Origin of the sequence: Flavobacterium rhizosphaerae (assembly GCF_046000445.1) — a bacterium.
Lineage (GTDB): Bacteria > Bacteroidota > Bacteroidia > Flavobacteriales > Flavobacteriaceae > Flavobacterium > Flavobacterium rhizosphaerae.
The window spans coordinates 356,771-380,392 of sequence record NZ_JBELPZ010000001.1 but is presented as its reverse complement, the minus strand read 5'-3'; the positions used below and the strand labels follow the sequence as shown (position 1 = coordinate 380,392).

The window sequence follows — 23,622 nt, the reverse complement described above, 5'->3', positions numbered from 1 at the left end:
ATGAGCAATAAAGTTATACATGTTTTATACAATGACGATGATATCCTGATGGATGCGGTTAAAAAAACCGTTGCCGCAAATCATTACATTGAAGAAGTTTATACACCGTTTCCGGTGCACGGCCTTGATAAAGCCATGGGCCTTGCCCCAACAAGAATTGCCATATGCTCTTTCATCTATGGTGTTATAGGGTTATCTGTAGCAACCGCTATGATGTATTATATGATGATTAAAGACTGGCCTCAAAACATTGGCGGTAAGCCAAGTTTCAGTTATCTTGAAAACATGCCTGCCTTTGTGCCGGTTATGTTCGAGCTAACAGTTTTCTTTGCGGCCCACCTTATGGTAATCACATTTTATATGAGGAGTAAGCTATGGCCTTTTAAAGATGCAGAAAATCCTGATTTGAGAACAACTGATGACCACTTTTTGATGGAAGTGGCTATAGACGGTGACGAAGACCAGCTAATGTCTTTTTTCCAGGAAACCGGTGCCGTTGAAATAAAAGTAATTGAAAAGCATTAACAGAAGTATGAAAGCGTTATATAAAATAGCATTATTGGTAAGTGTATCTGCTGCATTTACTTCGTGTTTTGATAAAAGAGAACCGAATTACCAGTATATGCCTAATATGTATGAACCGGTTGCGTATGAGCCTTATTCTGAAGCTTCGGCTTTCCCTAACGGTAAAGAAGGGCAGCTTCCGGCAGAAGGTTCTATTCCAAGAGGCTTTACACCGTATGAATTGCCTGACAATAATGAAGGCTATGAGGCATCTAAAACCAATTTGTCTCCAATAGCTGATGAAAATTATGACGAGGCAAGAGCGGGTGAGTTATATACTGTTTATTGTGCAATTTGCCACGGTGATAAAGGTGATGGAAAAGGCAATTTGGTAAAACGTGAAAAATTTCTTGGGGTGCCCAACTATAAAGACAGGCAAATTACTGTAGGGAGCGTTTATCATGTAGAAACGTATGGTATCAACATGATGGGTTCTTACGCAAACCAGCTTTCTCAGGAAGAGCGCTGGCAAGTGGCCCATTACGTAATGCAACTAAGGAGCAAATAATAATTGTAGAACACTGAAAGCATAAAATATGTACACATTTTCTAGTAAATTAAAAACTTTTGCCATAGTGCTAATGGTGTTGGGTGCCCTTGGTATAGCTTATAGTTTTTTTACTGCACCAAAATCAGTTGAAGAAGCTGAACAAATTATTGCAGCGCAGCATGCGCATGGGCATCATGGTGAAGCAGAGCACCACGGTGCTGAAGCTGTTCACCATAGCGAAGAAGCGGCTCACGTTGAAACCGAAAGCCATGAGCCTGTTGTTGAGGGGTTGCCTGAAGCACACCCGCAACACGGATCGAACGATAATAATGATACTAATGGCGAGGTAGGGCAGGATACAATGGTTACACCTGCACCAGAAGCTACTGAATCTTTAGAAGCAAATACCGAAACTGGAGAACATATTGAGGGTACACATGCACTCACTAAAAATGCTACCAGTATGGAAAAAGAAACACTTCATGAAGATGAACACGATGCTCATGCACACCATGCAGAGCACGTTTTTCATCAATTACGAAATAAGCCCTGGGCTGCGGTGTATGTAGCTGCATTGTTTTTTATGCTGCTTACCTTGGGTACACTTGCATTTTATGCAGTACAAAATGCTGCTTCGGCGGGATGGTCTCCTGTATTATTCAGGGTGATGGAAGGTATAACCAGTTACCTTGCTCCCGGTGCCGTTATTGTGTTTATACTTCTTGTTTTAGGCGTATTTAATGTACATCACCTGTTTATATGGGCTGATCCTGAAGTAGTAGCACATGACCATCTTATACAAGCCAAATCTGGCTACCTTAGTCCTGTATTCTTTTTAATAAGGGCAGCAATTTTTATGGGCGGTTGGATTTTTTATCGTGAGTATTCACGTAGAAACTCACTTGCACAGGATGATGCCGTTGACAATTTACATTACAAAAAGAGCTTTAAAGCTGCTGCAGCTTTCCTTGTATTCTTTATTGTGAGTGAATCTATTTCTTCTTGGGACTGGATCATGTCTGTAGACCCTCACTGGTATAGTACCTTATTTGGCTGGTATGTGTTTGCAAGTTTCTTTGTAAGCGGTATTACTACTATTGCCATGGTTACAGTATTTCTTAAAGGCCAGGGGTATCTTGACTTTGTAAATACAAGCCACTTGCATGACCTTGCTAAATTTATGTTTGGTATAAGTATTTTCTGGACTTACCTTTGGTTTTCTCAGTTCATGCTTATATGGTATGCTGATATACCGGAAGAGGTTGTATACTTTAAAATGCGTATAGAAAACTACAACCTGCCTTTCTTTGGCATGCTGGCCCTTAACTTTGTTCTGCCAATTCTTATTTTGGTTAATTCAGACTTTAAACGCCTGTCATGGATTGTAGTTGCTGCCGGGTTTATTATACTTTGCGGCCATTATCTTGACTTCTTTAACATGATTATGCCGGGTACTGTAGGAGATCAGTGGTATATTGGCGCTGGTGAAATTGGTGCTATACTATTCTTCTTCGGATTGTTTATATTTATTGTGTTTACCGCATTGGCTAAAGTACCATTACTGGCTAAGGGTAACCCATTGGTGGAAGAAAGTAAGCATTTTCAATATTAATATTATATTTAAAGAGATAAACAAATGACAAGTTTATTGATCATAGTAGTTTTAGTTTTACTTGGAATTGCCGTTTGGCAATTAACTAAAATATTTCATCTTACCCAGGTAGGCACTGCCGCAGATGCAGACCATAGTGAAGTAGCCAATGATAGGGATAACAATGTTAATGGCTACATCATGTTTGGCTTCTTAGGCTTTATATACATATTTACTATAATCTGTTTATGGAAGTTTGGTCATCTTGTACTGGGTACTCCTGCTTCAGAGCATGGCCCGCAATATGATAACCTGATGGCTATATCTATGGCGCTTATATTCTTTGTGCAGGTTGTAACACAGTTTTTATTACACTATTTTGCCTTTAAATATAGGGGTAATGTAAACAGGGCAGCATTTTATTATGCAGATAATGATAAACTTGAATTTATCTGGACTATAATTCCTGTAATCGTTTTGGCTGGCCTTATCCTTTACGGTTTATATGCCTGGACAAACATTATGTTTTTGGAAGAGGATAAAGAAGATGCTGTATATATTGAAGTATACGGTAAGCAATTTAACTGGGAAGTGCGCTATGCAGGTGAAGACGGTATGCTGGGTAAAGCCAATGTACGTTTTATTGAAGGCGTAAATACTATGGGTGTTGATATGAGTGACCCAAATGCCCAGGATGATATTACCTCGAGCGAGTTGCACCTGCCAAAAGGCAAACAGATTATATTTAAAATACGCTCACAGGATATTATCCACTCAGTGTATTTGCCACATTTCAGGGTACAGATGAATGCGGTGCCCGGTATGGTAACGCAATTTGGTTTTACACCTACAGTTACTACCGCTGAAATGAGGGAGATGCCGGAAATAATGAATAAAGTAGCCAATATAAACCAGATAAGGTCTGCAAAAAGTGCTGAGCTTATTGCTAAAGGGGAATCTCCTTTAGATCCTTATGAGTTTGACTATTTGTTGCTTTGTAATAAAATTTGCGGTCAGTCACACTACAATATGCAAATGAAAGTGGTGGTTGAAGATGAAGCTGACTTTAAAGCGTGGCTTGCTCAAAAGAAAACACTTGGAGTTGCGGTAAAAGAGTCTAAAAGCAGCGATACAAAACAACCTGAGAGTGTAGAAATACCTGAAGCTCCTGTTAACCAGGATGGTGCTGAGGCAGATTCAACAGCGGTAGCCCAAATAATACGATAATAACCTATTTAATATATTCAAATTATAAAATATGTCAGCAGTAGGACACGAAATACACGGTAACGGGGAACACGGTCATCACGATGCTCACGATCATCACCATCATAAAGAGACATTTATTACTAAATATATCTTTAGTGTAGATCATAAAATGATTGCCAAACAATACCTGATAACCGGTATTGTAATGGGTATTATTGGTATAGTTATGTCCATACTTTTCCGTATGCAGCTTGCATGGCCGGAAGAATCTTTCACAATATTTAAAGTGCTGTTGGGTGATAAATTTGCTCCAAACGGTGTAATGCGTAATGACATTTATCTTGCATTGGTTACCATACACGGTACCATAATGGTGTTTTTTGTTCTTACTGCCGGTTTGAGCGGTACATTTAGTAACCTCCTTATTCCGTTACAAATTGGTGCACGGGATATGGCCTCCGGTTTTATGAACATGCTTTCATACTGGATGTTTTTCCTGTCTTCCGCTATAATGGTATTTTCGTTATTTGTTGAAGCAGGCCCTGCCTCTGCCGGTTGGACAATATATCCGCCTCTTAGTGCATTGCCTCAGGCTATTGGTGGTTCTGGCGCAGGTATGACACTTTGGCTTGTATCAATGGCTATATTTATTGCTTCATCACTTATGGGGTCGCTTAACTATGTAGTTACTGTTATTAACCTGAGGACAAAAGGTATGTCTATGACGAGGCTGCCACTTACAATATGGGCATTTTTTATTACTGCCGTAATTGGTATCCTTTCGTTCCCTGTACTTCTTTCAGCGGCTTTACTATTGATATTTGACAGGAGTTTTGGTACTTCATTCTATTTATCTGATATTTTTATTTCTGGTGAAGTATTGCACTATCAAGGCGGATCGCCTGTATTGTTTGAGCACCTTTTCTGGTTTCTTGGGCACCCTGAGGTATATATAGTACTTTTACCGGCTCTTGGTATCACTTCAGAAGTTATTGCAACTAATTCACGTAAACCAATTTTTGGTTACCGTGCCATGATTGCTTCAATATTGGCTATTGCATTCCTTTCAACAATCGTTTGGGGTCACCATATGTTCATGTCGGGTATGAACCCGTTCCTTGGTTCGGTATTCACCTTTACAACGCTTTTGATTGCCATACCATCTGCGGTTAAAGCTTTTAACTACATTACCACATTATGGAGGGGTAACCTTCAAATGAACCCGGCTATGTTGTTTTCCATTGGCCTTGTATCAACATTTATTACCGGTGGTTTAACGGGTATTATTTTAGGTGACAGTACACTGGATATTAACGTACACGATACATATTTTGTGGTAGCCCACTTCCACCTTGTAATGGGTATCTCTGCACTATATGGTATGTTTGCCGGTATTTACCATTGGTTCCCAAGAATGTTTGGCAGGATGATGAACAAAAACCTTGGTTATATTCACTTTTGGGTAACGGCGGTTTGTGCTTATGGTGTTTTCTTCCCGATGCACTTTTTAGGTATGGCCGGTTTACCAAGGCGTTATTATACTAATACGGCATTCCCATTGTTTGATGACCTGCAGGATATAAATGTAATTGTAACTATTTTTGCCATTGTGGGTGCTGCTTTCCAGTTGGTTTTCCTTTGGAACTTCTTCCATAGTATATTTAGAGGCAAGCGTGCTCCGCAAAACCCGTGGAGGTCTAATACCCTTGAGTGGACAGCACCTGTTGAGCATATACATGGTAACTGGCCTGGAGAAATACCCGAAGTATACAGGTGGCCTTATGATTATAGCAAACCTGGGCACAATGAAGATTTTGTGCCGCAAAATATTCCTATGAAAGAGGGTGAAGAACAACTTCATCACTAAGAAAACTTATATAATGTTAAAAAGCTGCTTTAGGGCAGCTTTTTTTATTATTACTTTATAATAACATTATCATTGTTCATATCCATTTGGCGTAATTTTACAAAAAACCGACATTATGGAAGATATTAGTTTTACTATCAATGATGAATACAACCAGTTTGAACTTGATATAGAAGGCGGTAGCGCTTTTTTAGAATATTTCCAGGAAGAAGATAAACTATTCCTTACGCATACTGAGGTTTCAAAAGAACTTCGCGGTAAAGGGTACGCCGCAGAACTGGTAAAGCGTACCCTGCAGTATGCTAAAGATAACAACCTGATGGTTGTGCCGGGGTGCTCTTATGTTGCCCACTATGTAAATGAACATCCGGAATGGAATAGTGTGCTTTCAGAAGGTTACCGTATGTAACAGCATACTTTTTGCGCTATATTTGTGGTATGAATGAAAATTTAGACCCAACTAACAAAAATCTTAACCCGGAAGAACTCGACCTGGACAGAAAATTGCGTCCTTTATCCTTTGATGATTTTGCAGGGCAGGATCAGGTACTCGAAAACCTGAAAGTTTTTGTACAGGCAGCTAACCTTCGCGGGGAAGCGTTGGATCACACTTTATTTCATGGCCCCCCGGGTCTGGGTAAAACAACATTGGCAAATATACTTGCTAATGAACTTGGGGTGGGAATAAAAATAACATCGGGACCGGTACTTGATAAGCCCGGCGACCTTGCCGGGCTGCTTACTAACCTGGATGATCGGGATATACTTTTTATTGACGAAATACACCGGCTCAGCCCTGTGGTAGAAGAATATCTTTATTCTGCCATGGAAGATTTCCGTATAGATATTATGATTGAAACCGGGCCTAATGCGCGTTCGGTACAAATTAACTTAAATCCTTTTACGCTGGTTGGCGCCACCACCCGGTCGGGCTTACTTACTGCCCCTATGCGTGCACGCTTTGGCATTTCGAGCCGTTTGCAATATTATACTACCGAGCTTTTAACTACCATTATAGAGCGTAGTGCAGCAATAATTAATATGCCAATAAGCCTTGAAGCCGCTATTGAAATAGCAGGGCGTAGCAGAGGGACACCGCGTATAGCTAATGCGCTGTTACGGCGCGTAAGGGATTTCGCCCAGATAAAAGGCAATGGTAAAATAGATGTGGAGATAGCCCGTTATGCATTGCGTGCCCTTAATGTTGATGCCCATGGGCTTGACGAAATGGATAATAAGATACTCAGCACAATAATAGATAAATTTAAGGGAGGGCCGGTAGGGCTTACCACACTTGCAACTGCCGTGTCAGAAAATGGCGAAACTATTGAGGAAGTATACGAACCCTTTTTGATTCAGGAAGGTTTTATATTACGCACCCCCCGGGGCCGTGAGGTTACAGAAAAAGCATATAAGCATTTAGGCCGTGTAAAAACCGGTAACCAGGGTGGCTTATTTGATTATTAAATACTTAGTGTGTTTATATTTAGGTTTCGATTACGTGTTTTAGTACATTTGGTTAACAATCACCTAAATACTAAGCCATGGAAAATAACATAATTTTTACCAAACACCCCTCTGGAAAAAAACTTGTAATTACACGCTATTTTAGCATTCCTTTAAACAAATTGTGGCAGGCTTGGACAAATAGCGAACTTCTAGATAAGTGGTGGGCACCGAAACCCTGGAGGACAGAAACCAAAACCATGGACTTTTTTGAGGGTGGCAAATGGCTGTATTCAATGCTAGGGCCTAATGGCGAGAAACACTGGTGCAGGGTAGACTTTAAAACTATTGAAGAATACAAGGGCATAACGGCTATTGATGGTTTTTGTAATGAAAATGGTAAATTTTCTACTGATTTTCCGTTGATGGATTGGTTTATAACTTTTATTTCTGATGAAGCTAAAACAAAGATAGTTGTTGAAATTACCTTTAATACAGAGGAAGATCTTGAAAAAATTGTTGATATGGGCTTTAAAGAAGGGTTTGCCATGGCATTAGATAACCTTGAAGAAATATTTGCCTGATACAATTACAACTCTGGCATAAGCAACCCCGCCATCAGCGGGGTGTTTTTATATAATAAATACGTAGTTTTGCATTTATGATGTGTGCGGAAAATGGAGGGCAATAAACAAAAATATTCAGGCTTTATAAAAGCAGAAGCAAAACGCCTCGGCTTTCTTTCCTGTGGAATTTCAAAAGCGGGCTTTCTTGAAGAAGAAGCGCCACGCCTTGAGAAGTGGCTTACCGAAAGCAGGCATGGGCAGATGCAGTATATGGAAAATCATTTTGATAAGCGTTTAAATCCTACATTGCTTGTTGATGGTGCAAAAAGTGTGATTTCCCTTCTTCTTAATTATTACCCGGAACAGCAACAAATAACTGACACATATAAAATATCCAAATATGCCTATGGGCAGGATTATCATTTTGTAATAAAGGAAAAACTTAAAGAACTTCTAAATTCAATTAACGATAATATAGGCGAAGTAGGGGGAAGGGCTTTTGTAGATTCTGCTCCTGTTTTAGACAAAGCCTGGGCTGCTAAAAGCGGCCTGGGCTGGATTGGCAAAAACAGTAACCTGCTTAGTAAACAGGTGGGGTCATTCTTTTTTATTGCAGAGCTGATAGTAGATATTGAACTGGAGTATGATCATCCGGTAGCAGATCATTGCGGCTCATGTACGGCTTGTATTGACGCCTGCCCTACACAGGCTATTATTCAGCCCTATGTGGTGGACGGCAGCAAATGCATATCATACTTTACTATTGAACTAAAAGATAATATTCCCCAGGAAATGAAAGGCAGTTTTGCCGATTGGGCTTTTGGATGTGATGTGTGTCAGGATGTCTGCCCATGGAACAGGTTTAGCAAGCCGCACACGGAGCCTTTGTTTGATGCAAACCCAGAAATGCTTGCTATGTCTAAAAAAGACTGGCAAGAAATTACTGAAGAAACCTTTAGGGCAGTGTTTAAAAAATCGGCTGTTAAAAGGACTAAGTTCGCCGGGCTTAAAAGAAACATTGATTTTTTAAAGGAATAATCTCTAACCATTCGCGTTTTTTCAAAATCAATCAGCTAATATTATTTACATCTCATTGCAAGATTGATTCGGTCTAAATATATAAACTATCTATATTCAGTAGCCTTAAAAGTAAATCATTTGAACTATTGTAAAAGATTAGTGTTAAAAATTTCTAAATTTACACGATAGGCTTACCTTTGTGGATTCCTGAAAAACAGCCAGTACATGAACCAATACAGCAAAAGAAGAGAAGCGCTACTATATCATGCCAAACCACATCCCGGCAAGATACAGGTAGTACCAACTAAACCTTATGCCACACAAAGAGATCTTTCACTGGCATATTCACCAGGTGTAGCAGAACCTTGTTTAGAAATAGCCAAAGATGTCAATAAGGTGTATAAATATACAGCAAAAGGTAATCTGGTTGCCGTGATTTCTAACGGAACAGCAGTGCTGGGTCTTGGTGACATAGGCCCAGAAGCAAGTAAACCCGTAATGGAAGGCAAAGGATTGCTGTTTAAAATTTTTGCTGATATAGATGTTTTTGATATAGAAGTAGATACAAAAGATATAGACAAGTTTGTAGAAACTGTAAAAAATATAGCTCCAACTTTTGGCGGCATTAATCTGGAAGATATAAAAGCACCCGAATCGTTTGAGATTGAGCGCAGGCTCGTAGAAGAACTCAATATACCTGTAATGCACGATGATCAGCATGGTACAGCTATTATATCCTCTGCAGCATTGCTCAATGCCGCAGAACTTGCAGGTAAAAATGTTGCAGATTTAAAGGTTGTGGTTTCCGGAGCAGGTTCAGCAGCGCTGGCTTGTGCTAACTTATATGTTTTGCTGGGGGTAAAAAGAGAAAACATTACAATGTTTGACGTAAAGGGTATGCTGGTAGACAGCCGTACCGACCTCCTGCCCATACAAATGAATTATGCCCACCCGGGTGCGCCTGTAGCACTGGAGGAGGCTATAAAAGGTGCAGATATGTTTCTGGGGCTTTCGGTAGGCAATATACTCTCTCCCGAAATGTTGCTTACCATGGCAGATAACCCTATAGTTTTTGCTATGGCCAACCCGGTTCCCGAAATAGATTATGACCTTGCCATTGCTACACGTGATGATGTTATTATGGCAACCGGCAGGAGTGATAACCCTAACCAGGTAAATAATGTTTTAGGCTTTCCATATATATTTCGCGGGGCGCTTGATGTTAGGGCAACAGCAATTAACGAGGCAATGAAAATGGCTGCGGTGCATGCCCTTGCAGAACTTGCCAAAACGTCGGTGCCGGAACAAGTGAATATTGCTTATGGTGAAACCAAACTTATTTTTGGGCGTGATTATATTATTCCCAAACCGTTTGACCCAAGGCTCATAGCTGTAGTAGCACCTGCTGTGGCAAGGGCTGCTATGGAAAGTGGTGTGGCACAACGGCCGATAAATGACTGGGATAAATATACCGAAGAGCTTTTAGAGCGCTTAGGCAATGATAACAAAATGGTGCGCCTGCTTACCAACCGCGCCAAAACCAACCCTAAGCGTATTGTTTTTGCCGAAGCAGACCAGTTGGATGTGCTTAAGGCGGCACAAATAACTATGGAAGAGGGTATTGGCATACCTATATTAATGGGTAATAGGGAAATTATTGAGCAACTAAAGGAAGAAATAGGCTTTGATAGTGATGTAGCCATTGTTGATAATAAAAGCATTGACCAGGCTGAAAGGATAGAGCGTTATGCGGTTTCATTTTTTAAGGCAAGGCAACGCCGTGGTGTAACGCTTATGGATGCCAGAAAATGGATGTTTGAGCGCAACTATTTTGCCGCCATGATGGTAAACGAGGGTGAGGCTGATGCTATGGTAACAGGGTACTCCCGCAATTATCCGGCAGCAGTTAAGCCTATTTTACAGCTTATAAAACGTATACCGGGGGTTAACCGTATAGCAACCACCAACATGATGCTTACCAAAAGAGGGCCTATATTTTTGAGTGATACCGCCATTAACCCCAACCCCACAGCCGAAGAATTGGCTAAAATTGCCTTGATGACATCGCGCACCGTGCGTATGTTTGGTATGGAGCCTGTCGTGGCTATGATATCATACTCTAACTTTGGTTCTTCACCAGACCCGGGTGTGGTGAAAGTGCGCCAGGCAGTTGAGTATTTGCATAAAAATCACCCCGATCTTATTGTGGATGGCGAAATACAGTCGGATTTTGCATTAAACCAGGATATGACCATTGATAAATTCCCTTTCTCAAAATTGGCAGGTAAAAAGGTAAATACACTTATTTTTCCTAATCTTGAGTCGGCAAATATTACCTATAAATTACTTAAGGAGTTAGATAAAATTGTATCAATAGGCCCAATAATTATGGGGCTTGATAAACCTGTACATATTGTACAGTTTGGTGCCAGCGTAGAGGAAATGGTAAATATGGCAGCGGTTGCAGTAGTAGATGCCCAGGAGAAGGAAAAGAGGCTGAAAATGATACAAAAAGATAAGTAATAGCGGGTTGAAGAATTTTATTATTTTTGGGACTTCATAAAAAAGTAGTATGATAGCACATTTACAGGGAAGGATGTCTGAGAAATCGCCTACGGAGGTGATAATAGATTGTAACGGGGTGGGCTATCAGGTAAATATTTCGCTGCATACGTATGCATTGCTTCCCGAAACGGAAAATATAAAGCTATATACGTATCTGCAAATTAAAGAAGATGCCCATACCTTATTTGGCTTTGCAGAAAAATCTGAGAGGGAGCTTTTTAAACTATTATTGTCGGTTTCGGGTGTTGGGGCACAAACAGCGCGTACCATGCTCTCATCGTTAGATCCGCGCCAGGTAATAAATGCTATAGGTTCCGGAGATGTGGTTACTATACAGTCTATTAAAGGTATTGGCAGTAAAACAGCACAACGCGTTATACTGGATTTGAAGGATAAAGTGTTAAAACTATATGATTTAGACGAAGTTTCGGTTCCCGGCTACAATACAAATAAAGAAGAAGCGTTATCTGCCTTGGAGGTGTTAGGCTTTAACAAGAAATTAGCAGAAAAAGCCGTAGACAGGGTTTTAAAAGAAACTCCCGGCGCCAGTGTGGAAGCAATTATAAAACAAGCATTAAAAAACTTATAATCCTTGAGACCAAAATACTCTAAAGATTTTTTTAGTACGTTATATTATACTTTTTCTGTCGTGTTTTTTTTACTGGCTGTTCCTGCACAGGCACAGATTGACGAAGAAGAGGAAGAAGCAGCCCAGGATACCATACAGGGGTATAACAGCGGGCAGATTGAAATTGCTAACCCCAGCAGTATAATTGATGCATATACGTATGACCCCATTACCGACAGGTATATATATACTAAAAATTTTGAGGGATTTAATATAAACTATCCCATTATCCTAACGCCCGAACAGTACCAGGAGCTGGTATTGCGCGAATCTATGCGGCAATATTACAGGGATAAGCTAAAAGCGCTGGACCCTAATGCCACAGCAGAAGAGCAAAAAGACCTCTTGCCAAGATATTATGTAAACTCCAGTTTTTTTGAAACTATTTTTGGTAGTAATACCATAGATATAAAGCCGCAGGGATCGGTAGAGTTAGATTTGGGTGTGCGCTATACCAAGCAGGATAACCCTTCACTCTCACCACGTAACCGCAAAACATTTACTTTTGATTTTGACCAGCGCATTAGTATGAGCCTTCAGGGTAAAGTAGGTACGCGCCTTGGCGTAACGGCAAATTATGATACCGAATCAACTTTTGCTTTTCAAAATCTTATAAAGCTTGAATATACTCCTACCGAAGACGATATTTTACAAAAGATAGAAATAGGTAACGTAAGTTTCCCTCTTTCAAATTCACTGGTTCGGGGCGCTCAGAGCCTTTTTGGTGTAAAAATGCAGTTTCAGTTTGGTAAAACTACTGTTACCGGTATATTTTCAGAACAGAAATCGCAAACCAAAACCGTAACAGCACAGGGTGGTGGTACTATAGAAGATTTTTCGCTGTTTGCACTGGATTATGATTCAGATCGCCATTATTTCCTTTCGCAGTATTTCCGTAACCGTTATGATTATGCCCTGCGTAATTACCCACTTATAGACAGCCGTGTACAGATAACACGTATAGAAGTATGGGTAACCAACCGGCAAAACCGCATCAATGCTGCCGAAAATAACTCGCGTAATATTGTAGCCATACAGGATTTAGGTGAAGCACCACTTACAAAAGCAACACCGGCAGGTATAACCAATATTGATATTACTGATGAAACAGTTGGTTTTATGGATAATGGTGCCCCCTCAGACTTCTTTAATGTTACGGCTAATAATTTTCCTGACAATAAAAACAACAAACTCGATCCGGCTACTATTGGTACTACAGGTTATCTACAACAATCGGTAAGACAAATAGTAACGCTGGGTAGCAGTAGTTTTGGCGGTGGATTAAATGCCACAGAAGGGCGAGACTATTCAAAACTTGAAAATGCCCGTAAACTTACAACAAGCGAGTATACCTATCATCCGCAGCTGGGGTATATATCCCTTAACCAGAAGCTGAATAATGACGAAGTTTTGGCAGTAGCTTATGAATATACTGTGGGGGGTGTTACGTACCAGGTAGGGGAATTTGGTACTGATGGACAGGATGCTACGGAAGTGCAGGATAACGGTGACGGTACTAATAATATTATTACACAAAGCCTTATACTTAAAATGCTTAAAAGTAACCTGGTTAATGTAAACGAACCGGTTTGGGACCTGATGATGAAAAACGTATACCAGATACCCGGGGCATACCAGTTGTCTCAGGAAGATTTCAGGTTTAGCATTTTGTATACCGACCCTTCTCCGTTAAATTATATTACGCCAGCCGATGGCAGTACACTTCCCGGCGAAAATAACCCGTTGGGGCCAGTAGCCGACACCCCGCTTTTAAGGGTATTTAATGTAGACCGGCTTAATTATACCAACGACCCACAAACTGGTGGTGATGGCTTTTTTGACTTTGTACCGGGGCTAACGGTAGATACACAAAATGGACGTATATTTTTTACCACTGTAGAACCTTTTGGAGAATTTTTATTTGATAAACTGGAGGGTGATCCTCAACAAAGGCTTTATGATGATGCTGCAAATGAATCCGGTTTTGACCCTAATCAGAAAAAGTATGTATACAGGAGCATGTATAAATCTACACAGGCAGATGCATTGCAGCAAAGTTCCAAAAATAAATTCCAGCTTAAGGGGCGCTTTAAATCTACCGGCTCAAATGGTATTTCTTTAGGTGCTTTTAATGTGCCGCAAGGTTCGGTAGTGGTTACAGCAGGTGGGCGCACGTTGGTAGAGGGTGTAGATTATACTGTAAATTACCAGATAGGTACCGTGCAGATTCTTGACCCTTCATTACAAAACTCAAGCACGCCAATAGAAGTTTCAGTAGAAAATAATTCAGTATTTGGGCAACAAACCAGGCGTTTTGCCGGGGTTAATATCGAGCATAAGTTTAATGATAAGTTTTTAATTGGTGCTACGTTGTTAAACATGTCTGAAAGGCCTTTTACAACTAAATCTAATTACGGGCAGGAATCGGTAAACAATACTATTTTTGGCTTTAATACCAATTACTCTACAGAGGTGCCGTTTTTTACCCGTATGGTAAACAAACTGCCAAACCTTGATACAGATGTGCCTTCAAACTTTTCATTTAGGGGCGAGGTGGCTTATCTAAAGCCCGGCGCCAGTAAGGCAGACCAGTTTAATGGCGAGGCTACCACTTATGTGGATGACTTTGAAGGTTCGCAAACTACCATAGATATGCGTTCGGCACAAGGGTGGTCACTTTCAAGCACGCCTATTATTAATGAAATTACACCACCGGTTAACGATCTTTCTTCCGGCTTTAACCGTGCCAAATTATCCTGGTATACTATAGACCCTACTTTTTATGTATCCAGCCAAAGGCCAAGCGGTATAACCGATCAGGATATGGCATCAAATAAAACACGCCGTATTTATTATAGCGAACTGTACCCAAATACAGATGTTGTACCCGGTCAAACGCGTGTTGTGAGTACATTAGACCTTACGTATTATCCGCAGGAGCGCGGGCCGTATAACTTTAACCCTATATTGCCAGCTAATAACTTTCAGTTTAGTGAAGACCAGGCGATAGATAATTGGGGAGCCATTATGCGCTCTATAAACTCCACTAATTTTGAGCAGACCAATGTGGAGTACATACAGTTTTGGTTAATGGACCCTTATAACGGTAGCAACGCCGCACTGTCTGATAATACGGGTCAGCTTGAAATTCATCTTGGTGAATTATCTGAGGACATATTAAAAGATAACCGTAAGCAGTATGAAAATGGACTGCCCGAGGCAGGGGCTGCACAGCAAAATACATTTACTACCGTATGGGGTGAAGTGCCGGTATCGCAGTCGCTTATCTATGCTTTTGATACCGATACAGCCAACAGGGCTGTTCAGGATGTTGGTTTTGATGGGCTTACCGATGCTGAAGAAAGGGCTAAGTTTACTGATTTTGCAAGCCTTGAAGACCCTTCGGGAGATAATTACCAGTTTTTTCTTAGTGCTGACGGGGATGTTTTAAACCGTTATAAGAATTATAACGGCGTAGAAGGTAACTCCCCTGTTGATGTAACTAATACTAACCGTGGTTCTACAACCCTGCCGGATACAGAAGACATCAACAGGGACAATACCATGAATACCATTGATGCCTATTACAGGTATATTATACCTTTGGAGCCTAACGCACAAATTGGGCAAAATTATATTGTAGACCAAAGGCCTTTTAATGTAGCAACTGACACCGGAGAAAACGTAACAGGGCGCTGGCTACTGTTTAAAGTGCCGGTAGATGAGGTTACTAATGAAAATATTATAGGCGGTATAAGTAGTTTCCGTTCCATCAGGTTTATGAGGATGATGGTAACCGGTTTCAGGCGGGAAATTACCCTGCGTTTTGCTGCCATGGACCTTGTACGCGGTGAGTGGCGCAGGTACACCGGGGTTTTTGATGAAGATACCGACACTGATACCGACGATGCCGAAACTGGTTTTGATGTGGTTTCGTTAAACATTCAGGAAAATACAGACCGTAACCCTATTGGGTATGTATCGCCCCCGGGTGTACAGCGCGAGCAATTGTATAATAATAATGCTATTATCAACCAAAATGAGCAGGCACTATCATTACGCGTATATTCAGGTGATGGGTCTGCAACCGGAGGGCTTGAGCCTGGCGACTCACGCGCAGTATTTAAAAATGTAAATGTGGATATGCGCCAGTATAAAAAACTGCGTATGTTTTTACATGCAGAGGCATTGCCGAACCCTTTAGATGATAACCTTGAGGAAAGCAATGCGCTTCAGGACGATGAAATGTCTGCATTTATACGTTTTGGTAACGACTTTACAGACAATTACTATCAGATAGAGGTAAAGCTTAAGAAAACACTTTTTGGGGCACAATCGGCCGAAGATGTGTGGCCGGAAGAAAACGAAATAATGATAGCCCTTGATGCGCTTACCCAGTTAAAAATTGAAGCGCTGAACCCCGCAGCAAACGGACTTGTTCAGGAAAGTGATAATTCTTATTCCAAACAGTATACTGACAATATGCGTATAAGGATAAAAGGTAACCCTAACTTTGGATATGTGCGTACCTTAATGCTTGGGCTTACTAATAATAACGTACCGCCGGGTGGCAGGAATGTAAGGGGAGAAGTATGGTTTAATGAGTTACGCCTGTCTGACCTTAACAGTAAGGGCGGTATGGCCGCAGTTGCCAGTATGGATACTAACTTTGCCGATTTTGCCACGCTTTCTGCTACCGGTAATATGAGTACCATAGGTTTTGGTACAGTAGAGCAGAGCCCTAATGAGCGCAGCAGGGAAGATACCAAGCAGTATAATATGGTTACCAATATTAATGCAGGTAAGCTACTGCCAAAAGACTGGCATATTAATGTGCCGTTTAACTATAGCGTGGGCGAGCAGGTTATTACCCCGCAGTACGACCCTTATTATCAGGATGTGAAGCTGGACCAGTTGTTGGATGTGGTAGAAGAAGATGAAAAAGATAATATTAAGCAACGTGCTATAGATTATACCAAAACTAAGAGTATTAACTTTATTGGTGTTAAAAAAGACCGCGCTGCGGAACAAAAACAGCATGTATATGACCCGGAAAATATAACACTTTCTTACAGTTATAACGAAACCGATCATCACGATTATGAAATTGAACAGTCTTTAGACCAGCAAATAAGGGTAACGGCAGATTATAACTATACCTTTAAAAATAAGCCGGTAGAACCACTTAAAAATACTGCGTTTATGAAAAAGAGCCAGTATTGGAAAATATTGAGCGATTTTAACTTTAACTACCTGCCTTCTAACCTGTCATTCAGTACTAATATAATAAGGCAGTATAACAGGCAGCAGTACCGTAACATAGATGTAGAGGGAATACCTATCAATCCGTTGTACAGAAGAAATTATTTCTTCAACTACCAGTATGGTTTTAATTATAACATTACTAAGTCGCTTAAATTTAATTACACTGTTGCTACAAGTAACATTGTAAGAAATTATTTAAGCGAAGATGGTGTGCCTAATAATGATGCAGATGTTTGGGATGGCTTTTGGGAAATTGGTGAGCCTAATACCCATACACAGCAATATGTAGTAAATTATGACCTGCCGTTAAATAAATTTCCGGCACTGAGTTTTATTAAATCAACGTATTCTTATACGGGTACCTATAACTGGCAGCGTTCTACAGATGCACTTTCTAGATCCCCGGAAGGAATTGACCTGGGTAATGTTGTGCAAAATGCCAACAGCCATAAGCTGAACAGTACCCTTAATATGGATTTATTTTATAAGTTTATTGGACTGGGGCCTAAAAAAACCAAGGCGTCAGCGCCAAAAGCGGCACCAAAACCGGGTGAAAAAATTACAGCCGCCCCAAAGCCCGATACTGGGGGCAATGCCTTTCTTACAGGCTTAAAAGGAGTGCTTACCAGTGTAAAAACCATACAGGCTAATTATACCGAGCAGAATGGTACCGTATTGCCGGGTTACCTGCCAAGTATAGGCTTTTTAGGTTCAATGAAGCCAACATTAGGCTTTGTGTTAGGTAGCCAGGATATGGATGTACGTGATATAGCAGCACAAGACGGCTACCTTACCAGATATGACCAGTTTAACCAGAACTTTACACAGGTTAATACTAAAACACTTAACCTTACAGCAGGTGTGGATCTTTTCCCTGATTTAAGGATAGACCTCACTGCCGACAGGACAGAGTCAAATAACTATTCAGAGCAGTTTGATGTAAATTATTATGAGAATGATAATGGAATTGATCCACCCACTGGTTTTGGTGATCAGTTGCACTACCATTCACGCTCTCCATATAACTATGGTAACTTTCAGATATCAACCATTTTAATTAAAACGGCCTTTATGAAAAGCGATGTAAATGGCTCTGAAGCTTTTGATCAGTTTAGGGAAAACAGGATGATAATAGCAGAACGTGTTGCCTCAGCATATTACAATGTATCTGTAGATCAGTTAGAGCGTTATACAAGCGATGGTTCAGGTAATTTTTCTGATATAAATGCAGGATACCCCAAAGGCTTTGGTAAAACCAGCCAGGCGGTATTATTGCCCGCATTTTTGGCGGCTTATTCTGGTAAAGATGCCGGTGATGCCAATACAGGTATCTTCCGTAATGTGCCGGTACCAAACTGGGTAGTTAAATATACCGGGCTTATGCGTTATAAGTTTTTTAAAGACCGTTTTAAACGCTTTTCATTACAGCACAGCTACAAGGCCACTTATAATATAAATTCTTACCGTACAAATTTTGATTATAATTCAGAAAGCCAGGCTCCTTCTACTTGGAATGGAGCTAATGTAGAAACAAAATATATTATATCTAATATTAACCTTACTGAGCAGTTTAATCCGCTTTTGCGTGTTGATATGGAGATGAAGAACTCTGTAAAAATTACAGCAGAGATGCGTAAAGACCGTACACTTAACCTTAGTTTTGATAACAACCTGCTTACTGAGGTTAATGGCAATGATTATACGCTGGGTCTGGGTTATCGTATAAAAGATGTGGTGATAAACTCAACACTGGCAGATAACCCTACTAATACCATTAAGAGTGATGTTAATCTTAAAGCTGATTTTACGCTGCGTAAGAATGAAACCATAGTGCGCTACCTTGATTATGATAACAATCAGCTTGGTGGTGGACAAAACATATGGTCGGTTAAGTTTACAGCCGATTATTCGTTCAGTAAAAATCTTACGGCCATATTTTATTACGACCATTCGTTCTCTAAGGCGGTAATATCTACCTCCTATCCGTTAACAAATATCCGGGCCGGTTTTACACTCAGGTATACTTTTGGAAATTAACCTGAAATTATTTCATATTATTGTATTAAAACATAAATTTGCCAAAAACAAACAACGATGAATATTCCTTCTGACTTAAAGTATACCAAAGACCACGAGTGGGTTAAAATTGATGGTGATACTGCCACTGTTGGCATAACAGATTTTGCACAAAAAGAACTGGGTGATATTGTATATGTAGAGGTGGAAACCCTTGACCAGGAACTAAAACAGGACGAAGTGTTTGGTACTGTTGAAGCTGTTAAAACTGTTTCAGACCTTTTTTTACCGCTTTCAGGTGAAATTGTTGAGTTTAACGATACACTGGAGTCAAATCCGGAACTTGTAAACTCAGACCCTTATGGCGAGGGGTGGATGATTAAAGTTAAAATTGCCGAGCCTTCTGAAGAGAGCGCTCTTTTAAGCAGTGAAGAATACAAAAAATTAATAGGTGCATAAAACTTATCTTGGGGCAGCATTACTCTGGACCGTTGGTATAGCGGTAAGTTGCCTTGTAAAGATGAGCACTTTTGAAAATAAGGTAATAAGCCTTGAACATAAAGATAAGTTTATACACTGTACATTTTATTTTGGCTTTACTGTACTGTGGTATCTGGCCTTAGTAAAAACCGATAAACAGAAAATGCGTTTAAAGGTTTTTATTGCCGCTGTTTTATATGGAATAACCATTGAGCTTTGTCAGGGGTTATTTACAGCAGACAGGAGCGCTGATGTTACAGATGCTTTAGCCAATACCATAGGCAGCGCAATAGCGATAACTGTTATCTGGTTGATAAGTAAAATTAAAAAATAATATTCCCGGCTTAGTGCCGGGATTTTTTGTTTATGGATATACGTGAATATTTGGATGCTACTTATTTAAAAACGGAAGCACAGGCAGGCCTTAGTGAAATACAAAACACTAATGTAGTACGTAACCTGGTTAATGAGGCCATACAACAGAAGTATAAACTGGTTATGGTGCGTCCCGATATGGTGCGCATGGCTGTGCAGATGGTTAGTGAGGCGCACTCAGGAGTACAGGTGGGAACTGTTATAGATTTTCCGGAAGGAGACGGGGGGATTGATGCAAAGTTGGCCGAAGCCCGTGAAGCTATTAATAATGGCGCTGATGACCTGGATTTTGTGGTAGATTATAAGGCTTTTAAAAAAGGAGACAGGCAAACCGTGGCACATGAAGTTTTAAAATGTACACAGCTATGCCTTGAAAATGGTAAAACAGCCAAATGGATTATTGAAACTGCTGCGCTTACAGATAGTGAGATTGCAGGGCTTTCTCAACTGATAAAAGATACAATAGTAGCACATTTTAGCGCAGAAGATTATAACCGCGTATTTGTTAAATCATCTACCGGTTTTTATAAAACCGAAGATAATAAACCTAATGGTGCCACAAAGGAAGGAATAAAAATAATGATACAAAATGCCTCTCCGTTGCCTGTAAAAGCTGCGGGTGGTGTGAGAGATTATGAAGAGGCCATTGCAATGATTAATTTAGGCGTAAAACGCATAGGTACTTCCTCAGCAAAAGTAATTGTAGAGGGAGGTTATTTAGAGAACGAAGGCTATTAAAAATAAAAAGCCTTTCCCTGTAACAGAAAAGGCTTCTTTTTCATAGCAATTTTTCTAAACGAATTTTCTTTTTCAGCAACGCTTTTAAAAAACGTTACATTTAATAGATGCACAAAAAACGCAAAGGTTGCGTTTGTACAGGAAAAAAATAAAAAATAATTTTTATTGCCTTTTAAAGGTTATAGCTTATTTGCTTAAGTTTTTTTTTGGGCTATCTTTGTGCCGGAATAAAATAAGTACATGAAAGTTACAGTTAACACTTTAGGAGATGAGGTTACCGTAAAATCGCTGTTTGCAGATTTTGTGGCCATAACCAAAGCGAGGTTGGCAATAAGTGTTGTTTTTTCATCTATGGCAGGTTACCTTCTTGCCGTGTCGGATGTTTTCCCTTTTAGCCTCGCTACCCTTATTATGCTTGCCATAGGGGGGTATTGTATGGTGGGTGCCTCTAATGTTTTTAACCAAATTATAGAAAAAGATCTTGATGCCCTTATGGACCGCACCAAAAACAGGCCGGTTCCGTCAGGTAAAATGTCTGTGCGTACTGCCTTTGCAATAGGGGTTGCGCTAACGGTTTGTGGTTTGGCCATACTATATACTATTAATCCTAAAACAGCAATGTTTGGGGCTATCTCAATTTTTTTGTACACAAGTGTATATACCCCTTTAAAAACCATAACCCCACTGGCTGTTTTTGTAGGTGCCTTTCCGGGTGCTATACCTTTTATGTTGGGGTGGGTTGCTGCTACAAATGATTTTGATATAGAGGCGGGTACCTTATTCCTGATACAGTTTTTCTGGCAGTTTCCTCATTTTTGGGCTATTGGCTGGTTTTTATATGATGATTATAAAAAGGCAGGCTTTTTTATGTTGCCTACCGGTAAAAGAGACAAAAAAACAGCTTTGCAGATTATTTTATATACCAGCTGGCTTATAATGGCATCATTGCTGCCGGCCACCGGTTTTACTGGCTCGCTTACTTTAAGTCCTGTAGCAGCGGTACTGGTGTTGCTGCTTGGGGTGTGGATGTTATTGCATGCAGTTAAGCTATATAGAAAGATGGATGGCCCAACGGCAAAAAAATTAATGCTGGTAAGTGTGTCATACATATCATTGCTTCAGGTAATATATATTGCTGATAAATTTATAAGTTAAAGTAAAATGATGGGAACACCTGTTATAAAAATGACGCTGGAAGAGCATAATGCAGCAAATGTACGCTCTAAAAAAATGCTGCTGTGGTTTGCCATGGTAAGTATGTTTATGATGTTTGCCGGCTTAACCAGTGCCTATGTTGTGAGTTCTAAAAGGCCTGATTGGCTTGGTAGTTTTGAATTACCCATGGCCTTTACCATAAGCACCGTGCTTATAGTTATAAGCAGCCTGACGTTTTTCCTGGCAAAACAGGCTATTAAAAAAGACGACAGAAATGCCACTACTCTTTGGCTTTTGGCTACATTGGCATTAGGTATTGGTTTTATTTTTAGCCAGTTTGCAGGTTTTAGCAGTGTAATTGCTCAAAATTATTATTTTACGGGGCCTTACAGTAATGTTACTACTTCGTTTTTGTATATAGTAACCGTTACCCACCTGGCGCACCTGTTTGCAGGAATTATAGTACTGCTTGTTGTAATTTATAATCATTTTAAACATAAGTATAATTCGTCCCAAACCCTTGGATTAGAGTTAGGTGCCATGTTTTGGCATTTTCTCGATGTTCTGTGGGTGTATTTGTTTTTATTTTTCTGTTTCTATAAATAAAAAAAATGTAAATTTGGGAACTTTTTTAACCTTTATAACAAAATATGGCGACAGTTACTTCTACAGCTACAGCAGGTAAAACATGGGGCGGCGGCAACGAGCCTTTTGGTGCAAGTTACGGTAAACTGATGATGTGGTTTTTCATTATGTCAGATGCTCTTACATTTTCAGGTTTCCTTGCAGCATACGGTTTTTCTCGTTTTAAATTTATATCTACCTGGCCTATTGCAGACCAGGTTTTTAACCACTTTCCGTTTTTGCATGGTGTAGATGCCCCAATGTATTATGTGGCTTTTATGACCTTTATCCTTATTTTCTCATCAGTAACAATGGTTTTGGCGGTTGATGCAGGGCATCAGCTTAAAAAAACCAAGGTAGCAGTTTATATGTTGCTTACTATTGTGGGTGGTGGTATATTTTTGGGCTCGCAAGCCTGGGAATGGACAAAGTTTATTCAGGGAGAGTACGGTGCTGTAGAAACTAAAGGAGGTTCTATTTTACAATTTGTAAATGCCGAAGGTGAAAGGGTTGCTATTGATGATATAGCGGCATATATACCTACCCAAAGGGTAAACAATACACGTAGCGAAGGTATATGGTTTCAGGAAAGTGATAAAATGTCTGAGTTTTCTGTAGAAGAAATTGTAGAAGGCTTTAAAGCACACCCTGACGTACTTATAAAAACTGAAACAATTGATGGAAATAAAGAGAAGGTTATCCTTTCAAGGGAAGCTTCATTAAAGAGAATTACTGATGCAGCCTATGTTATTAAAGGCGCTAACCTGGTAAGAAATGAATATGGGCACAAATTGTTTGCAGATTTCTTTTTCTTTATTACAGGTTTCCACGGTTTCCACGTATTTTCGGGAGTTGTAATAAATGTGATAATTTTTCTTAATGTGCTTTTAGGTACTTATGAAAAGAGGAGAAGTTATGAAATGGTTGAAAAAGTAGGTTTATACTGGCACTTTGTAGACCTTGTGTGGGTATTTGTATTTACATTCTTCTACCTTGTTTAATTTAAAATAATATATTGATTGA

18 protein-coding genes are annotated in these 23,622 nt (G+C 40.0%); all 18 read left to right on the top strand.

The window, feature by feature from the left end:
- The 18 genes from ABS766_RS01695 (at position 1) to ABS766_RS01610 (ending at position 23,600) form a co-directional block, all read left to right on the top strand.
- Positions 1–525, top strand: a complete 525-nt coding sequence (locus tag ABS766_RS01695; protein ID WP_408083354.1) for a DUF3341 domain-containing protein — start codon at positions 1–3, stop codon at positions 523–525.
- Between the two features lie 7 nt (positions 526–532).
- A complete protein-coding gene (locus tag ABS766_RS01690; RefSeq protein WP_408083353.1) occupies positions 533–1,072 on the top strand; it encodes a c-type cytochrome in 540 nt (179 codons plus the stop codon).
- Positions 1,073–1,100: 28 nt separating this feature from the next.
- Positions 1,101–2,666, top strand: coding sequence for a quinol:cytochrome C oxidoreductase (locus ABS766_RS01685; protein WP_408083352.1), 1,566 nt, complete (start codon positions 1,101–1,103; stop codon positions 2,664–2,666).
- A 24-nt stretch (positions 2,667–2,690) separates the two neighbouring features.
- Positions 2,691–3,872, top strand: coding sequence for a cytochrome c oxidase subunit II (locus ABS766_RS01680; RefSeq protein ID WP_408083351.1), 1,182 nt, complete (start codon positions 2,691–2,693; stop codon positions 3,870–3,872).
- A gap of 31 nt (positions 3,873–3,903) precedes the next feature.
- A complete protein-coding gene (locus ABS766_RS01675) occupies positions 3,904–5,721 on the top strand; it encodes a cytochrome c oxidase subunit I (RefSeq protein WP_408083350.1) in 1,818 nt (605 codons plus the stop codon).
- Positions 5,722–5,836: 115 nt separating this feature from the next.
- Complete coding sequence (locus ABS766_RS01670) at positions 5,837–6,130, top strand: GNAT family N-acetyltransferase (RefSeq protein WP_408083349.1); 294 nt, start codon at positions 5,837–5,839, stop codon at positions 6,128–6,130.
- A gap of 29 nt (positions 6,131–6,159) precedes the next feature.
- Complete coding sequence (gene ruvB / locus ABS766_RS01665; protein ID WP_408083348.1) at positions 6,160–7,188, top strand: Holliday junction branch migration DNA helicase RuvB; 1,029 nt, start codon at positions 6,160–6,162, stop codon at positions 7,186–7,188.
- A 77-nt stretch (positions 7,189–7,265) separates the two neighbouring features.
- Positions 7,266–7,751, top strand: a complete 486-nt coding sequence (locus ABS766_RS01660) for an SRPBCC family protein (RefSeq protein ID WP_408083347.1) — start codon at positions 7,266–7,268, stop codon at positions 7,749–7,751.
- Between the two features lie 93 nt (positions 7,752–7,844).
- On the top strand, positions 7,845–8,771 hold the full coding sequence (queG, locus tag ABS766_RS01655; protein WP_408083346.1) for a tRNA epoxyqueuosine(34) reductase QueG: 927 nt from the start codon (positions 7,845–7,847) through the stop codon (positions 8,769–8,771).
- 207 nt (positions 8,772–8,978) lie between these two features.
- On the top strand, positions 8,979–11,276 hold the full coding sequence (locus ABS766_RS01650) for an NADP-dependent malic enzyme (RefSeq protein WP_408083345.1): 2,298 nt from the start codon (positions 8,979–8,981) through the stop codon (positions 11,274–11,276).
- 49 nt (positions 11,277–11,325) lie between these two features.
- Positions 11,326–11,907 (top strand): Holliday junction branch migration protein RuvA, encoded by a 582-nt coding sequence (gene ruvA, locus ABS766_RS01645; RefSeq protein ID WP_408083343.1) that lies wholly within the window; start codon positions 11,326–11,328, stop codon positions 11,905–11,907.
- 3 nt (positions 11,908–11,910) lie between these two features.
- Entirely contained in the window at positions 11,911–19,248 is a 7,338-nt protein-coding gene (gene sov / locus ABS766_RS01640) for a T9SS outer membrane translocon Sov/SprA (RefSeq protein ID WP_408083342.1), read from the top strand.
- A 57-nt stretch (positions 19,249–19,305) separates the two neighbouring features.
- A complete protein-coding gene (gcvH, locus tag ABS766_RS01635) occupies positions 19,306–19,686 on the top strand; it encodes a glycine cleavage system protein GcvH (RefSeq protein WP_408083341.1) in 381 nt (126 codons plus the stop codon).
- Positions 19,679–20,041: a VanZ family protein gene (locus ABS766_RS01630; RefSeq protein ID WP_408083340.1), complete on the top strand. Its 363-nt coding sequence runs from the start codon at positions 19,679–19,681 to the stop codon at positions 20,039–20,041. The genes gcvH and ABS766_RS01630 overlap by 8 nt, the downstream gene beginning before the upstream one ends.
- Positions 20,042–20,073: 32 nt before the next feature.
- Complete coding sequence (gene deoC, locus ABS766_RS01625) at positions 20,074–20,820, top strand: deoxyribose-phosphate aldolase (protein WP_408083339.1); 747 nt, start codon at positions 20,074–20,076, stop codon at positions 20,818–20,820.
- Between the two features lie 240 nt (positions 20,821–21,060).
- On the top strand, positions 21,061–21,975 hold the full coding sequence (gene cyoE, locus ABS766_RS01620; RefSeq protein WP_408083338.1) for a heme o synthase: 915 nt from the start codon (positions 21,061–21,063) through the stop codon (positions 21,973–21,975).
- 6 nt (positions 21,976–21,981) lie between these two features.
- Positions 21,982–22,581, top strand: coding sequence for a cytochrome c oxidase subunit 3 (locus ABS766_RS01615; RefSeq protein ID WP_408083337.1), 600 nt, complete (start codon positions 21,982–21,984; stop codon positions 22,579–22,581).
- A gap of 44 nt (positions 22,582–22,625) precedes the next feature.
- The gene (locus ABS766_RS01610) at positions 22,626–23,600 is read left to right on the top strand and encodes a cytochrome c oxidase subunit 3 (protein WP_408083336.1); all 975 of its coding nucleotides are present in this window, start codon (positions 22,626–22,628) and stop codon (positions 23,598–23,600) included.
- The last annotated feature ends 22 nt before the right edge of the window (positions 23,601–23,622 follow it).

Excerpts from the sequence above, each read along its gene's own strand:
- ABS766_RS01695 (WP_408083354.1), top strand. The coding sequence starts at position 1 with ATGAGCAATAAAGTTATACATGTTTTATACAATGACGATGATATCCTG.
- ABS766_RS01690 (WP_408083353.1), top strand. The coding sequence starts at position 533 with ATGAAAGCGTTATATAAAATAGCATTATTGGTAAGTGTATCTGCTGCA.
- ABS766_RS01685 (WP_408083352.1), top strand. The coding sequence starts at position 1,101 with ATGTACACATTTTCTAGTAAATTAAAAACTTTTGCCATAGTGCTAATG.
- ABS766_RS01680 (WP_408083351.1), top strand. The coding sequence starts at position 2,691 with ATGACAAGTTTATTGATCATAGTAGTTTTAGTTTTACTTGGAATTGCC.
- ABS766_RS01675 (WP_408083350.1), top strand. The coding sequence starts at position 3,904 with ATGTCAGCAGTAGGACACGAAATACACGGTAACGGGGAACACGGTCAT.
- ABS766_RS01670 (WP_408083349.1), top strand. The coding sequence starts at position 5,837 with ATGGAAGATATTAGTTTTACTATCAATGATGAATACAACCAGTTTGAA.
- ruvB (WP_408083348.1), top strand. The coding sequence starts at position 6,160 with ATGAATGAAAATTTAGACCCAACTAACAAAAATCTTAACCCGGAAGAA.
- ABS766_RS01660 (WP_408083347.1), top strand. The coding sequence starts at position 7,266 with ATGGAAAATAACATAATTTTTACCAAACACCCCTCTGGAAAAAAACTT.
- queG (WP_408083346.1), top strand. The coding sequence starts at position 7,845 with ATGGAGGGCAATAAACAAAAATATTCAGGCTTTATAAAAGCAGAAGCA.
- ABS766_RS01650 (WP_408083345.1), top strand. The coding sequence starts at position 8,979 with ATGAACCAATACAGCAAAAGAAGAGAAGCGCTACTATATCATGCCAAA.
- ruvA (WP_408083343.1), top strand. The coding sequence starts at position 11,326 with ATGATAGCACATTTACAGGGAAGGATGTCTGAGAAATCGCCTACGGAG.
- gcvH (WP_408083341.1), top strand. The coding sequence starts at position 19,306 with ATGAATATTCCTTCTGACTTAAAGTATACCAAAGACCACGAGTGGGTT.
- deoC (WP_408083339.1), top strand. The coding sequence starts at position 20,074 with ATGGATATACGTGAATATTTGGATGCTACTTATTTAAAAACGGAAGCA.
- cyoE (WP_408083338.1), top strand. The coding sequence starts at position 21,061 with ATGAAAGTTACAGTTAACACTTTAGGAGATGAGGTTACCGTAAAATCG.
- ABS766_RS01615 (WP_408083337.1), top strand. The coding sequence starts at position 21,982 with ATGATGGGAACACCTGTTATAAAAATGACGCTGGAAGAGCATAATGCA.
- ABS766_RS01610 (WP_408083336.1), top strand. The coding sequence starts at position 22,626 with ATGGCGACAGTTACTTCTACAGCTACAGCAGGTAAAACATGGGGCGGC.